This is a genomic window from Acinetobacter lwoffii, assembly GCF_024129715.1.
GTDB classification, from domain to species: Bacteria; Pseudomonadota; Gammaproteobacteria; order Pseudomonadales; family Moraxellaceae; genus Acinetobacter; species Acinetobacter lwoffii_U.
Window position 1 is genome coordinate 1 of record NZ_JAMXXM010000001.1, and the last position, 13,695, is coordinate 13,695.

At 42.8% G+C, this 13,695-nt stretch carries 13 protein-coding genes; 9 read left to right on the forward strand and 4 right to left on the reverse strand.

Features of this window, described 5'->3' with window-relative positions; all coding sequences use genetic code 11:
* Window positions 1–1,069, reverse strand: a 1,069-nt coding sequence (locus NI462_RS00005; protein ID WP_253158583.1) for a TolC family protein, incomplete at its 3' end; no start/stop codon positions are given.
* A gap of 360 nt (window positions 1,070–1,429) precedes the next feature.
* On the opposite strand from NI462_RS00005, the gene serC reads away from it, so the two are divergent.
* Window positions 1,430–2,509 carry a 3-phosphoserine/phosphohydroxythreonine transaminase gene (serC, locus tag NI462_RS00010; RefSeq protein ID WP_121980404.1) on the forward strand — a complete coding sequence of 360 codons (1,080 nt, stop codon included), beginning with the start codon at window positions 1,430–1,432 and terminating at the stop codon, window positions 2,507–2,509.
* A 39-nt stretch (window positions 2,510–2,548) separates the two neighbouring features.
* Window positions 2,549–2,680 carry a hypothetical protein gene (locus NI462_RS15025; protein WP_005103875.1) on the forward strand — a complete coding sequence of 44 codons (132 nt, stop codon included), beginning with the start codon at window positions 2,549–2,551 and terminating at the stop codon, window positions 2,678–2,680.
* Window positions 2,681–3,090: 410 nt separating this feature from the next.
* On the opposite strand, the gene NI462_RS00015 is transcribed toward NI462_RS15025, so the two are convergent.
* A complete protein-coding gene (locus tag NI462_RS00015) occupies window positions 3,091–4,023 on the reverse strand; it encodes a hypothetical protein (protein WP_253158585.1) in 933 nt (310 codons plus the stop codon).
* Window positions 4,024–4,272: 249 nt separating this feature from the next.
* On the opposite strand from NI462_RS00015, the gene NI462_RS00020 reads away from it, so the two are divergent.
* Both NI462_RS00020 and NI462_RS00025 read left to right on the forward strand, forming a co-directional pair.
* Window positions 4,273–4,758 (forward strand): YaiI/YqxD family protein, encoded by a 486-nt coding sequence (locus tag NI462_RS00020; RefSeq protein ID WP_171260766.1) that lies wholly within the window; start codon window positions 4,273–4,275, stop codon window positions 4,756–4,758.
* Between the two features lie 21 nt (window positions 4,759–4,779).
* The gene (locus tag NI462_RS00025; RefSeq protein WP_253158587.1) at window positions 4,780–5,694 is read left to right on the forward strand and encodes a DMT family transporter; all 915 of its coding nucleotides are present in this window, start codon (window positions 4,780–4,782) and stop codon (window positions 5,692–5,694) included.
* A gap of 9 nt (window positions 5,695–5,703) precedes the next feature.
* Here NI462_RS00025 and NI462_RS00030 read toward each other — a convergent pair whose 3' ends face one another.
* Window positions 5,704–6,267: a PilZ domain-containing protein gene (locus NI462_RS00030; protein ID WP_195725755.1), complete on the reverse strand. Its 564-nt coding sequence runs from the start codon at window positions 6,265–6,267 to the stop codon at window positions 5,704–5,706.
* 26 nt (window positions 6,268–6,293) lie between these two features.
* Here NI462_RS00030 and NI462_RS00035 point away from each other — a divergent pair, with 26 nt between their 5' ends.
* From NI462_RS00035 to NI462_RS00045, 3 genes are all read left to right on the forward strand, one after another.
* Window positions 6,294–7,529 carry a lipoprotein-releasing ABC transporter permease subunit gene (locus NI462_RS00035; RefSeq protein WP_004645695.1) on the forward strand — a complete coding sequence of 412 codons (1,236 nt, stop codon included), beginning with the start codon at window positions 6,294–6,296 and terminating at the stop codon, window positions 7,527–7,529.
* Entirely contained in the window at window positions 7,522–8,205 is a 684-nt protein-coding gene (lolD, locus tag NI462_RS00040) for a lipoprotein-releasing ABC transporter ATP-binding protein LolD (RefSeq protein ID WP_004645694.1), read from the forward strand. The genes NI462_RS00035 and lolD overlap by 8 nt, the downstream gene beginning before the upstream one ends.
* A gap of 86 nt (window positions 8,206–8,291) precedes the next feature.
* Entirely contained in the window at window positions 8,292–10,754 is a 2,463-nt protein-coding gene (locus tag NI462_RS00045; protein ID WP_253158589.1) for a DNA internalization-related competence protein ComEC/Rec2, read from the forward strand.
* On the opposite strand, the gene NI462_RS00050 is transcribed toward NI462_RS00045, so the two are convergent.
* Entirely contained in the window at window positions 10,743–11,717 is a 975-nt protein-coding gene (locus NI462_RS00050; protein ID WP_004279136.1) for a lysophospholipid acyltransferase family protein, read from the reverse strand. The genes NI462_RS00045 and NI462_RS00050 overlap by 12 nt on opposite strands.
* A gap of 125 nt (window positions 11,718–11,842) precedes the next feature.
* Here NI462_RS00050 and sppA point away from each other — a divergent pair, with 125 nt between their 5' ends.
* Both sppA and NI462_RS00060 read left to right on the forward strand, forming a co-directional pair.
* Complete coding sequence (gene sppA, locus NI462_RS00055; RefSeq protein WP_004731760.1) at window positions 11,843–12,865, forward strand: signal peptide peptidase SppA; 1,023 nt, start codon at window positions 11,843–11,845, stop codon at window positions 12,863–12,865.
* A complete protein-coding gene (locus NI462_RS00060; protein ID WP_253158592.1) occupies window positions 12,862–13,665 on the forward strand; it encodes an alpha/beta fold hydrolase in 804 nt (267 codons plus the stop codon). The genes sppA and NI462_RS00060 overlap by 4 nt, the downstream gene beginning before the upstream one ends.
* Window positions 13,666–13,695 lie beyond the last annotated feature (30 nt).

Genomic DNA, 13,695 nt, shown 5'->3' on the forward strand with positions numbered 1-13,695 from the left:
AAAACAGGTTATAGCGTGCGGCAACTCCGACAATCCAGTTTTCATTTTGATCCAGACTATATTCGCCAAAAGCAAAAACATTCGGTTTTTTCGCTGCTTGCTGGGCTTTGACATTGGCTTGAGCTAATTGAGTATCCAGCTGCATTTTTTGAATCAGCGCAGAGTTCTGACTAAAGGTTTTCAGCAGATGATTTAAGGCCTGTGGCTCGGTTTTATTGACAAATAAAGGCGTCGAAAGTTCGGTGATGCTACTTTCCTGAAGCAGATTATTCAGCTGGAACAGGGCAGCATTCAAATTGGCCTGCGTATTTTGCTGGCTGCGCTCGGCATTATTGCGTGCCACTTCAAACTGCATGCGGTGGCCTTTACTGATAAAACCTTGCTGTTCCATCTTTAAGGCATTGCGATAATGCTGCTGCATGGCATTCAGGTTAAACAGCGCAGCTGCATGCAGTTGCTTTTGAAGCTGTACATTAAAATAACTTTGAATCAGTTCAAAACGCTGCGTGTCTTGCTGCTGTTTGTTGCTGAGCTGACTACGACCGACCTGAATATTGGCGATTTCTTTGGCGCTGCTTGTCAGTCCACCGGTATAAAGCGGCATCATGATTGAAACCGTCGGACGAATCACCTGATCATCCAGCACGACATGCGAACTATCAGGAATTAAGCCCACCCCATTTTGAATAGGTTGTCTTAAACTATTTTTTAGTGGGTCAGCCAGATCACCTAAGTTCAGTTCATCAATTCTATTATTTACACCATCCGTTAAGGATTGCTCTAAATTATTTTTTAATGCGCCCAAAGGTAGATCGAGTTCATTATGAAAGGCATACGCACGAACATTCAGATCGATTCGTGGCAGACCTATACCTTTCACCGCTTCAGCTTCAAGTTTTGAGGCCTGTTCCAGACTTTGATAGGCTTGGCTGCTATAAGAATTTTGCAACAACTGACGTTCAGCGTCCTGAAAGCTGATGCTCTGCGCATGAGCAAAGCTGCCATACATCATTGATGCAAGCAGATTTAAACCCCAGACAAGCTGTCTTTTATTTTTCTTTAAGTTCATAAAGTCGCTAAACTGATTTAAAGCCGATAATGTTATCCGGCTAGTATAAATCAAAGGTTTGCAGATAGAACTAGTGTAAAGTTATAGTATTGTTTCTTGTACATCTGTATTTCAAATACTTATCGGCTGTTTTTAATGGAATATCTAGAATCAAAAAATGGCTTAATCTTGAATATTTTCAATTGTTAGTTCAAAGATGATAAAAACAGCAGGCTAAAATACTGGTCAATTTATCTTGTGAATCTACATTGATTTTTTGACTCTATCTTGACTCATAGATTGAAATAATTTTGTGCAAGACCCTGCCAGATATGGTTAAATGCCATCATTTTATTGTGTTTCACTCTGAAAGGAAAAATCATGCGCGCGTACAACTTCTGTGCTGGTCCTGCTGCATTACCGACTGCCGTACTTGAAAAAGCTCAAGCTGAAATGCTTGACTGGCACGGCAAAGGTCTTTCGATCATGGAAATGAGCCACCGTAGTGCCGACTATGTTGCCATGGCTGAAAAAGCGGAAGCAGACTTACGTAAACTCATGAATATTCCTGAGAACTACAAAGTATTGTTCTTGCAGGGTGGGGCATCATTACAGTTCTCGGCAATTCCATTGAACCTGCTTGGCAAAAACAACAAAGCAGACTATATCGATACCGGTATCTGGTCTGAAAAAGCCTTGAAAGAAGCGCAGCGTTATGGCGATATCAATGTTGTAAAAGCAGGTATCCAAATTGATGGCAAATATGCGATCAGTGCACAAAGCGAATGGAATCTTTCTGATGATGCAGCTTATGTGCATTATGCCGATAATGAAACCATTGGCGGTCTGCAATTTGCTTCAATTCCTGAAACAAACAAGCCATTAGTTTGCGATTATTCATCTAGTATTTTATCTGCGCCAGTAGATGTCTCTAAATTTGGTTTGATCTATGCGGGTGCGCAAAAGAATATCGGGCCTGCTGGTTTAACGCTGGTGATCATTCGTGAAGATTTACTTGATCAAGCTAAACCTGAAATTCCAAGCATCTTGAAATATTCAGATCAAGCGAAAAATGGCTCAATGGTTAACACACCATCAACTTATGCATGGTACTTGTCTGGTCTGGTGTTTGAGTGGTTGCTAGAAAATGGCGGTGTAGATGCCATGCACAAAGTGAACCTTGAGAAAGCTAACTTGCTTTATGGTTATATCGATCAAAGCGATTTTTATGCGAATCCGATTGCAAAAGCAAACCGTTCGATCATGAACGTACCATTTACTTTGGCTAATGCATATCTTGAGAAACAGTTCCTGAAAGAAGCTGAAGCGCAGCATTTATTGAATCTTGCTGGTCACCGTTCGGTTGGCGGTATGCGCGCAAGTATTTATAATGCCGTGCCTTTAGAGGGCGTGCAGGCATTGGTGAACTTTATGGATGACTTTGCCAAACGCAATGGTTAATTCCTGAAACGAAAAAACCCAGCACAGGCTGGGTTTTTTATGAATACAATAATTTTAGAAAATAAAAGTATGCAGGATGAATCCGCAGATCAGCATCCCCAACATGAAAAAAAGGCAGGACATCATATCAATATTATAGCGGGAGCTAAGATGATGCTCGACCTGTTGTAATGTTTCTTCTTGCACGATTTTCATAGATATTTATTGTCCGATCTATTTATCGTTAATACTAATTTGTTGTGAGTATTTTTATCATAAAAAATTGATTAAATAAAGTACATTTTTAATTAAAGAGCATAAATTTTCATTTTATTTGAATATTAGATTTGTATGACATCAGATTATTTATATGAGAAATCAAATGCTTATTTTTACAAGATTTTTAAGGTTATATTAAATATTTAAAATGAATTCGTTTGAATTTAAAAATGTGGATAACTTGGTTTTTAATGAATTTAAATAGATTATTAAGCCAGAAAATATGTATAAAAAATAATCAAAAATTAAAATGACAAATAAGAATATAGATGGATTAAAAGAAGATACCCATCAAAATGAATATCTTCTTTATATGTTTGAACTTAGGCCGCTTTTCTATAAATATTGGCCTGAATCCACAAGTTGCCACGAATATACTGACCAATCTGGAAGTTTTTGAACTGGTCATTCCGCGTTGCAATCCGGATCAGGGTCGCAGGCTGGTCTTCATCATGAATCAGGGTGACATCATACAGGGTGTAGTCCTGATCCATAAATTGCATGGTGGTTTTACCGACAATATTGCCCTGGAACCAGGCTTCATCTTCTTGACCCATGGTTTCGCCGTATAGATAAGCCACCATTTTAGAAAAATCTACGGTTACAGGTTCTTTATCTTCTTCGGACTGCGGCTGCCAGGCATCAATCTGTTCCTGCAAATTATCCGGGGCCACACCATTATTGGCAGCGAGAATATCATTCAAGGCACGGTGGTGCTTAATCGAAGCCGGATCATCAACCACCAGATGCTCATGATCTGCGACCGCTTCAAGTTCATAGGCCCAGCCATTCAGATTCACCACATAGGACTGGTCTTTTTCATAGTGCGGGTGATTGACGCTATACAGGCTATCGAAAGCGTAAATAATATTGTTAGCACCCAGATTCAGGCGCAATACAGCCTGAGTATTGGATTTACAGCTAATAATCCGGTCAATCGTGGCTTTCACCTGATAAGGACTGTCAAAGCAGGGGAATGCAGTTTTTACCGCTTGAGGCTTATTGTTTTCGACGGCAATCACTTGACTCAACTGTACCGCAGCTTTGCTTGGACCCTGAATCAGCCAGGTCTCTGCATCCATATCACATTCTTGTGTACAAAGGCCCATCGGCATGATTGGTTCATCAAGAGCTTTGCCTAACCACTGTGGTACATCTGTGCCAGGGTTGTCGGTGAGCAAGGTCCAGTGTTCGACATGACTACCGAAATTTTGATCATCAATGGTGATGATCTCTGGGCTATTCTGATTTTTCATATGCACAATTGATCTTGGATGACGTATTTATAGTTAATCGAGGGTCATTGCGATTTTTCAAGTCAATCGAATGAATTTTAAAATTAAAATGCCAGTCAAATGAAGTCAATTTTTTTCTCGCGTGAATCATGCCAGTTTTACCGGGCACATACTTTTTAAAATATTGATGACAGATGCAATGAAAATGGAGCAATTTAATCATCAACCTGATCACTGCAATTTGCTAGAATAACCATGATTTATACCTTAATGGGAAGCCCTGTGTTGCCATTCAAACTTTGGGTCGATGCCGATGCATTGCCCCGTATTCTGCGAGATGTGATTATTCGTGCTTCGGATCGCTATCAGCTAGAAGTCACTTTTGTTGCCAACCAACCAGTCGGAATAACTCCTTCGATCAGAATTAATTCAATTCAGGTGATGAGTGGGGCGGATGCTGCGGATAAAGAGATTATTCTGCGCATGAAAGAGCATGATATTGTCATGACCCAAGATATTCCCTTGGCTGCGGAAGTGATTGAAAAAGGCGGAATTGCGATTCATCCCCGTGGTGAAATTTATACTACGGCCAATGTCAAAGCGCGCTTACATCTGCGCGATTTTATGGACAGCTTACGCGGAGCGGGCGTGCAAACGGGCGGTCCGCCACCGATTTCAGAACGGGATAAACGCGAATTTTCCAGCGCACTCGATCAGACCATCCAAAAACAAAAACGTAAAACTTCCGCGCTTTAAGCCTTATTCAGAGTGACTCGCATGCCCACACAAACCAATATGATTGCCACCTATCTTTTATTGGTTTTTATCTGGGCGACGACACCGCTAGCTATTGTCTGGAGTGTGACGGATTTGCATCCGCTCTGGGCTTTGGCATTGCGTTTCTTTTTGGCTTTGCCTTTTGCATTTGCCTTGTTGTGGCTATTAAAAACCCGTTTTCCCTTAGATAAATTATCCATGCACAGTTACCTGGCTGGCGCATGCAGTTTTATCGGCTCACAGATTTTCACTTATCTGGCCACGGATTATCTGAGTTCAGGCATTATTGCCCTGATGTTCGGACTGGCGCCGATTATTACCGGTTTAATTGGCCGTTTTGTATTTCAGCTTAAGCTCTATCCTTCGCAGTGGGGTGGTATGGCGATTGCCTTGCTGGGTCTGGGCATTATCTGTGTCGGTGGCAAAGATCAGCATATTCAGCCGATTGGCATAGGCCTGATGTTGCTCAGTGTTTTTATTTACTGTGTTTCGATGTTCTGGGTGAAAAAAGTTAATGCACCTCTCGAACCTATGGCACAAGCGGCCGGTTCTATTGCTGTTTCAGCGGTCATGGCCTGTACCATGTTGCCATTTATCTGGCAATTTGCACCAACCCAGATCCCACAGGCAAAATCGCTGATTGGACTCAGTTATGCTGTAATCATGGCTTCCCTGATTGCGATGTTCTGTTATTTTAAACTGGTGCAGAAAATCAAGGCGACCACTTTGTCATTGACCACCGTATTGACGCCGATGCTGGCCTTATTTGTCGGGGTGATTCTGAATGATGAAAAATTATCGGGTGGAGCAGTCTTTGGCGTCGTTATCTTACTGGCTGGTTTGTTGTTATATTTTTCCAGAGAAATTAAAGCGAGCTATAACGCTCGCCTTTCATCACCCAGCAGCACTGACTAAAGCAGTAATTTAGGCAAAGCGAGCCTTGACGCATTCACCCAGTTTGACACGATCTTGTGGATGCATGGTAATAAAATAAGCACCAGTCCGATATTTGCCATTTTCTTCTTCGCGACTGTAGGCCACCTGAGCGGTTGCTGCAATATGGAAGAAATTTTCCGGATGACTCAAAGTCACGTGCAGATAGGTGCCTTCAGCGATAGGGCGCTCATTAAAGAAACTAAAACCGGTTTCTGAAAAGTTCACTTGCTCTGGTACAGGTAACATGCTTTGTACAATTGCGTCATACAAAGAACCGGTAATAAGGTTTAACTTTTGATTAAATAAGGATAAGATTCGAGCAATTTGTTGATCTTTTTCAGATAATTGTTCTAATTCGTAGTTAACCGCATGATCAAATTGATCTAGTTCTGCAAGTAGTAGAAAATAGCGGGGCAAGACGAAGTTAGGATCGTAAGGATCATTCAAGGCAACATCATCGGAAATAATCTGATAATTAATTCGTAAGGCAGCATCGATTCGAGACATGACGCGTCTTTCCGTAAATCCGTTTGGATGCTGTACATTTTCCATAATTTATTACCTCGGACTAGATGGTTATGTTCAAACCAATCTCGCTGTATATAGGGTTGAAATATACTCGCGCACGGCGTAGTAACCACTTCATTTCTTTTATCGCGTTGGTCTCAATGATCGGCCTCACACTCGGTGTGGCAGTCCTCATTACAGTGTTGTCTGTGATGAATGGTTTTGACCGAGAGTTAAAGAATCGTGTCTTAGGAATGATACCTCAAGCGACTGTTTCCTCAACACAAATTTTAACAAATTGGCCAGAACTTGCAAAGCAAATTGAAGGGCATGAGCATGTTCAGGGAGTCGCACCTTTTACTCAATTACAAGGCATGCTGACCGCACAGGGTCAGGTCGCCGGCATTATGGTCAGCGGGATTGAACCCGAGTATGAGAAAAAAGTTTCAATTATACAAAACCATATGGTTGAGGGCAGTATCGACAGCCTGAAAAAAGGTGAATTTGGTATTGTTTTGGGCAAGCAAATGACCGATGCCATGGGTGTGGGCTTAAATGACAATATTACTCTGGTTTTGCCAGAAGCCACCCCATCACCAGCTGGTGTCGTCCCGCGTTTCAAGCGTTTTAAAGTGGTGGGAATCTTCAGTATTGGTGCTGAAGTTGACTCGATGATGGGTTATATCGCTTTAAATGATGCCTCGACCTTGCTGCGTCTACCGGATGGTGCGCAGGGTGTGCGTATGAAGCTGGATGATATTTTCCTAGCACCACAAGTGTCTCAGGAAATTGTGCGTGATTTGCCGGGGAATTTCTATGCTTCGGACTGGACTTATACCCATGGTAATCTGTTCAGCGCGATTCAGATGGAAAAAGCCATGGTCAGCCTGCTTTTATTCCTGATCGTTCTAGTCGCGGCATTTAATATTGTGTCTTCACTGGTGATGGTGGTGACGGATAAAAAATCGGACATTGCCATTTTAAGGACTTTGGGGGCTTCACCTGCCACCATTACCAAAATCTTTATGGTGCAAGGTACCGTGATTGGGGTGATTGGAACTTGTGCAGGGGCCATCCTCGGGATTATTGCGGCAACCAGTATCAGTAGCTTTATTGGCTGGCTCAACAATACTTTAGGCCTGAATATGTTTGATGCCTATTTTATTAACTACTTACCTTCGTATCTGCGCTGGCAGGATGTCTTGGTGATTGTAGGCTTGTCACTGGCACTCAGTTTTGTCGCGACAATTTATCCGGCTTTACGTGCAGCAAAAATTCAACCGGCAGAGGCTTTGCGTTATGAGTAATCTGATTTTAGATGCCCAGAATATTCACAAATCCTTTACCGATGGCAAGGCCACTGTCGATGTGATTCGCGGCTTGTCGCTACAGGTAAAAGCAGGTGAGTTTGTTTCGATTGTAGGTTCAAGTGGTTCAGGCAAAAGTACCTTATTACATGTTTTGGGTGGATTGGATCGCCCGACGTCAGGTCAGGTCATGGTGAATGGCCGCCGTTTTGATACCTTGTCTGAAGCAGAACGCGGTTATGTGCGGAATGAGCATTTGGGCTTTGTTTATCAGTTTCATCACCTGTTGCCAGAATTTACGGCACTGGAAAATGTGGCCATGCCGCTGATGTTACGCGACAACATGAAGTTTAAGGAAGCCAAACAGCAGGCCGAATATTTGCTGGAACGTGTTGGTCTTTCGCATCGTCTGACTCACAAGCCGGGTGAATTATCCGGAGGTGAGCGTCAGCGTGTAGCTTTGGCGCGTGCAGTGGTCGGTAAACCTAAACTGATGATGGCCGATGAACCGACCGGAAATCTGGATCGCAAGACTGCAGCAAAGATTTTTGAACTGCTGACCGAATTGCAACGTGAGTTCAATATGGCGATGCTGATTGTGACGCATGATGAACAGCTAGCCCATGCAGCAGATCGGATTTTACATATGCAGGATGGTCTCTGGATTGAACCATAAATAACGAGAATATTCGCATTTGATTGAAGCTCACTCCGGTGGGCTTTATTATTGGGCAAAATAATAACAAGACAGAATAAGATTCAATGTTGCAGTGGCTATGTATTGGCTGGATTTTAGGCCTTGCGTGTATGGGGAAAAGTTTCCTGTCTGTTCAACTGAGCGGAACGGCAGTTTTGATCGTTGCGCTGTTGTGGTATCTGTGTTGCCATAAATTAAAGCTCATCTTGAATACACCACTGCGAAGCTTGTTGATCACTGGATCAAGCCTGCTTTTGGGACTATTTTTAGGTCATGCTTATGCCAATCTGCAACTGGCTGAACGTTTATCCAAGCGAGAACACGAGGTATCTGAAAAAGAAATCGTGGTCTATATCAAAGAGCTGAATAAACTGGGCGATCAGAATATCCAGCAAGCCCTGCATGTGCTTAACCCTGATGGCACTACAGTTAAGTGGATGGGTTTTCTGCCAGTTTCAGATCCTGTCATATCCAGTTTAGGAAATGATGTAACCAAACAGCAGACTCTTGAACTGGGACACTATTATTTATTACAAGGCCAGATTCGACCTAACCATAGTTATGCGACACCGGGTGCTTTTGATGCAGAAAAATGGGCCTTGCAGCAAAATGTTATGGCCGGGTTTAGGATTAAACATATCCAAGAGTTGCAACCGCAACAACTCTATGCACTAGGTCATGCTAAATATCTACGTCAGCAGAAAAATTTGAATCAGCGATTTTTGCTTTGGGTAGAACAGCAGCGACTGACCTTAAGAGAGTTTGTGGCCACACAACCAGTACAGCAGAAAGGCTTGTTACTGGCTCTATTAAGTGGTGATGAAAGTCTCTTGGATCAAGCGACGGAACAGCAATTCCAGCGTTTTGGCATGAGCCATTTACTGGCGATTTCCGGACCGCATGTCCTGATCTTTGCCTTTATTGTCTGTGGTACGTTGCAATATCTGATTTCAAGGTACACACCGCAGATTTATCTGAAATGGCCAAGGCAGTATTTTTTGAGTCTGCCTTTTTTATTATGTGTACTGCTGTATTGTGCCTTCGTCGGTTTTGAAATTCCGGCGTTACGCACTTTACTGATTTGTGTGATTGTGACTTTTACGCTGTTGCTCAGGCAAAGTGTGCAGCCATTAAGACTGTTGATTTTAAGTGCTGCCTTATTGTTGTTATTTGACTCTTTTAGTATTTTATCGGCCGCATTCTGGCTGTCTTATGGAGCCTGTTTTGTCTTGCTGCGAATCTATCAAACCATTCAGCAGCAACCGCATCAAACAATACAAACAGCATTACAATGGCTGTATTTTGCAATGAAAGTTTTAGTGGAGTCGCAGTGGAAAATTTTTCTGGCCCTGCTTCCCTTAATGATGCTGTTTTTTAAGCAGGTGGCCTGGATTACGCCGCTAAGCAACCTGGTGGCTATCCCGTGGATTGGCCTGCTGATTGTTCCAGTAGATATTCTGGCGGCTTTACTGTTTTTTGTTTCTGAGCCATTGTCGAGTCTGTTGTTTCAGCTCAATGATATTTTTATTCATATATTGCTGGCATTTTTGAATCTGCTTGATCGGCTGTTTGCACCGCAACTGATTCCTGTGGCCATGAATGTCTGGATGATTGCTCTATGTATTTTGGGCTTATTAATTGTCTTTTTGCCGCGTGGCTTAGTGCCCAAAAGCTGGACAGCACTTGCCTGTGTACCACTGTGCATTCCTCAACTTAATCAGCATGCATTTAAGCTGTCTGTTCTGGATGTTGGGCAGGGACAGGCAATCTTTATCCGTGACGGGCAACACAGCATGATGATCGACATGGGCGGTTATTATAATGAAGAAAAATTCAGTATTGGTCGACAAGTGATTAGGCCGTTTCTATCTGTGCAAGGTGTTGGGGAACTGGATCAACTGATTTTGACCCATCTGGATCAGGACCATAGCGGTGCATATCACAGCATTAAAGATCAACTAAACATCCGACAAGTGTCATCCAATCAGATGCCTGAAACAGCTGCTTCTTCAAGCTTTCAGTTTTGTTATGCAGGACAGCAATGGCAATGGTCTGAGACGATTAACTTTAAAATTCTGGCACCTCGGCAGCAGCAGTTAAATATGCCAAACTTCAATAAAAATGACCTCTCTTGTGTGGTATATCTGCAAATCAAAAATGCCGGACCGTATCAAAACTTTTTACTGATGGGGGATGCGGGTTGGGAAACTGAATATCAGCTGCTCCAAGACTATCCCGAACTTCAGGTCGATGTGCTGATACTCGGGCATCATGGCAGTCAGCACAGTTCAGCCTATCAATTTTTACAGGTTTTGAAGCCTAAACTGGCGATTGCCTCGGCTGGGAAATTTAACCGTTATGGCCACCCGAGCCAACTGACCCAGCAACGGTTGAAAGCACTTAATATTCCCTTATTGACCACAGCAGAACAGGGGAGTGTGTACTTCCAGCAACAAGGCTCAAAACTGGTGCTTTCTGCCGAACGACATGAATGGCAGTGGTTGTATCGTCAGCCCTTAAGTGACTGATTCCAATATGGGCGAAACTTTATGTAGTTCTTGAGTTCTTAATGCATTTACTTTGCCCAAAGCTTGTTCATGCTCAAGTTTGTAGAGATTTCCCAAGTCTTGATGCGCATTAAAGCGTTTATAACTCCAATGATAATGTTCCGGATGGCGACGAATTAAATTTTCAATACTATTGATAATGACTTGTGTGCCTTGATTGGCATTGCCATTATAAATTTTTTCATCAACTGCTTCGATAAAAATATCGAATCCATCTTCAGTATTACGTAGAGCATATAAAAACAGGGCACGCGCTTTGGTCTTTTGAATCAGCTTGGCACTTAAATTACTGGTGGCCAAAGGCACGCCGAAATAGGGAATATATTCACCACCGATATTCGGGGTATGATCCGGAAGGATGACCGTAGTGCCACCTTGTTTTAAGGCTTTAAAAATCTGACGGACGCCAGATTCATCGGTCGGCACCAGATGCGCCTGTTCACGACTACGGGCGGCCCGTACAAATTGATCTGCAGCCTGATTTTTCACAGGTTTGTACATAATGGTCATTGAGGTGAACTGGGCAATATAGGCATTCATAATTTCCCAGGTACCAAAATGCGGCACGATTAACACGAGGCCTTTATTTTGTGCAATGGCATCATGAAGTAGATCTTCGCCAATAACGCGATGAACGCGTTTAAGATTTTTCTGATTGCTTGAGCCCCAAATAGTAAAGAACTCGAAATATGACATTAATTCATTGCGAACCGCAGCACGGTTAATCTGTTCACGTTCCTGATTAGACAGTTCTGAAAGACTGATTTCAAGGTTGAGACGAATGACTTCCGAAGTTTTAGTGACTTTAAAACTGTTCACAATAAAGGCCAGAATACGGGCCATCCAGCGAGAAACCGGAAGCGGTTGGCGGCTAATGTATTTGAGTAATCCGTAAGCTGAATTCCGTGAGCCCTGTTTCGTCATTGATTTCGTCTAAGTACAAAAAAAGAGAACAAAATTTATTATAGGCGAAAACGTTTTGTTTAGACAGAATTACCCGATTCAGTGTATATAATGGATTCAATATAAATCAATTTATTGGATTATTTATGTCCGATTGGCCACCAAAACCTGAAAATCAAATACAAAATACGCAACAGCCAGTTCAACCGACTGGTCCGGAATGGAAATTGCTTGAAAAAGCAGTTTTAGCTTCGGTAGAAGAACAGCGCCGTGCACGCCGTTGGGGAATTTTCTTTAAATTTCTGACTTTTGCTTATCTGCTTGTTGTCATTTTGGCATTAGGCAAAAGCTGTAGTTCAGTTTCTTCAGATGCTAGCGCTGCTGCGGGTTCGCATATCGCAGTCGTGGATATTGTGGGTACGATTGCAGCCGACAAGCAGAGCGTCAACAGTAGCAATACCATCAAATCATTGAAAAAAGCCTTTGAAAATAAACAAAGTAAAGCAGTGGTGCTGAATATCAACTCACCTGGCGGTTCACCGGTACAGTCTGATGAAATCTGGCAGGAAATTCAGTATCTGAAAAAACAGCATTCTGGGAAAAAATTGTATGCCGTGATTGGCGATACTGGTGCTTCAGGTGCTTATTATATTGCTTCAGCTGCGGATGAAATTATTGTCAATCCATCGAGCTTGGTCGGTTCAATTGGGGTGATCATGCCGAATTATGGTGTGACTAATCTATTGCAAAAATTAGGTGTTGAAGATCGCACCATGACTTCAGGTGAAAATAAAGCTTTGCTGTCTATGACTCAGCCGGTTGATCCTGCGCAAAAAGCCCACGTACAGGGTGTGCTGGATAATGTGCATGGTCACTTTATTAATGCAGTTAAACAAGGACGTGGCAATAAATTGAAATCCAATGATCCTGCTATTTTCTCTGGCTTGTTCTGGACCGGTGATCAGGCGGTGAAATTAGGTATTGCGGATCGTATCGGTAGCTTAAATACCTTGAAACGCGAACTGAAAACTGAAAAAGCGTTGAATTACACCATTGAATATAGTCCATTTGAATCAGTCTTGGGTCGTATGGGTTCATCGATTGGGGATGGAATTGCTTCTTCAGTTGCACAGAAGCTTCAGTCAGAAAATAGCACGACACTGCAATGAAACCACTGATTCATTTCGCGCACGCCAATGGCGTGCCATCTAAAGTCTATCAAAAGCTGTTTGATGAATTGCAAGATGATTACGATATTATCTATGTGCCGCTTTTAGGGCGGGATAAGCGTTATCCGGTTGATAACCATTGGAAAAGCCTGACCCGGCAAGTGATCGACAGTATTGTACGCCAATCTCAAGGCCGACCCGTGATTGGTTTGGGACATTCGTTGGGCTCTGTATTAACGTTTCAGGCCGCTTTACAGCGCCCGGAACTGTTTTCACAAATGATCATGCTGGACCCGCCAATGATTATGGGCAAAGAAGCCTTTGCCTTGCATATCGCCAAGACTTTTCGTTTAAAAGCATTGGATAAAATGTCTCCGGCAGGTTTGTCGAAACGCCGTCGAGATCATTGGGATTCACGGGAACAAGCCGCTGAATTGCTGCGCCCTAAAGGTTTTTATCAGGATTTTGATGCAGATTGCTTCCAGGCGTATATTGATTATGCCTTACAGGATGATCCCATCCGGGGTGGAGTAGAACTTACTATCCCTAAAAGGGATGAGGTCGCAGTCTTTAGAACCAATCCGTCACTCTGGTGGTTGCCTCAGGCGAAACCAAAAATTCCTGTGCATCTGGTCGTTGCCGAGAAAGGTCCATTTCTGGCCCGCAAGTTCCCGCAGCAAGTGCAAAAGAAGTTTGGTATTCCTTTTACCGTAGTCGATGGCGGGCATATGTTCCCATTGGAACAACCCGATCAAGTCGCGAGCTTGCTCAAACAATTGATTCAGCAACAGTCTGCCTGAGTCATTGAATATATTGGAAATAAAAAAACG

Coding starts and splice junctions, on each gene's coding strand:
- serC (WP_121980404.1), top strand. CDS start 1,430: ATGCGCGCGTACAACTTCTGTGCTGGTCCTGCTGCATTACCGACTGCC.
- NI462_RS15025 (WP_005103875.1), top strand. CDS start 2,549: ATGAATACAATAATTTTAGAAAATAAAAGTATGCAGGATGAATCCGCA.
- NI462_RS00015 (WP_253158585.1), bottom strand. CDS start 4,023: ATGAAAAATCAGAATAGCCCAGAGATCATCACCATTGATGATCAAAAT.
- NI462_RS00020 (WP_171260766.1), top strand. CDS start 4,273: ATGGGAAGCCCTGTGTTGCCATTCAAACTTTGGGTCGATGCCGATGCA.
- NI462_RS00025 (WP_253158587.1), top strand. CDS start 4,780: ATGCCCACACAAACCAATATGATTGCCACCTATCTTTTATTGGTTTTT.
- NI462_RS00030 (WP_195725755.1), bottom strand. CDS start 6,267: ATGGAAAATGTACAGCATCCAAACGGATTTACGGAAAGACGCGTCATG.
- NI462_RS00035 (WP_004645695.1), top strand. CDS start 6,294: ATGTTCAAACCAATCTCGCTGTATATAGGGTTGAAATATACTCGCGCA.
- lolD (WP_004645694.1), top strand. CDS start 7,522: ATGAGTAATCTGATTTTAGATGCCCAGAATATTCACAAATCCTTTACC.
- NI462_RS00045 (WP_253158589.1), top strand. CDS start 8,292: ATGTTGCAGTGGCTATGTATTGGCTGGATTTTAGGCCTTGCGTGTATG.
- NI462_RS00050 (WP_004279136.1), bottom strand. CDS start 11,717: ATGACGAAACAGGGCTCACGGAATTCAGCTTACGGATTACTCAAATAC.
- sppA (WP_004731760.1), top strand. CDS start 11,843: ATGTCCGATTGGCCACCAAAACCTGAAAATCAAATACAAAATACGCAA.
- NI462_RS00060 (WP_253158592.1), top strand. CDS start 12,862: ATGAAACCACTGATTCATTTCGCGCACGCCAATGGCGTGCCATCTAAA.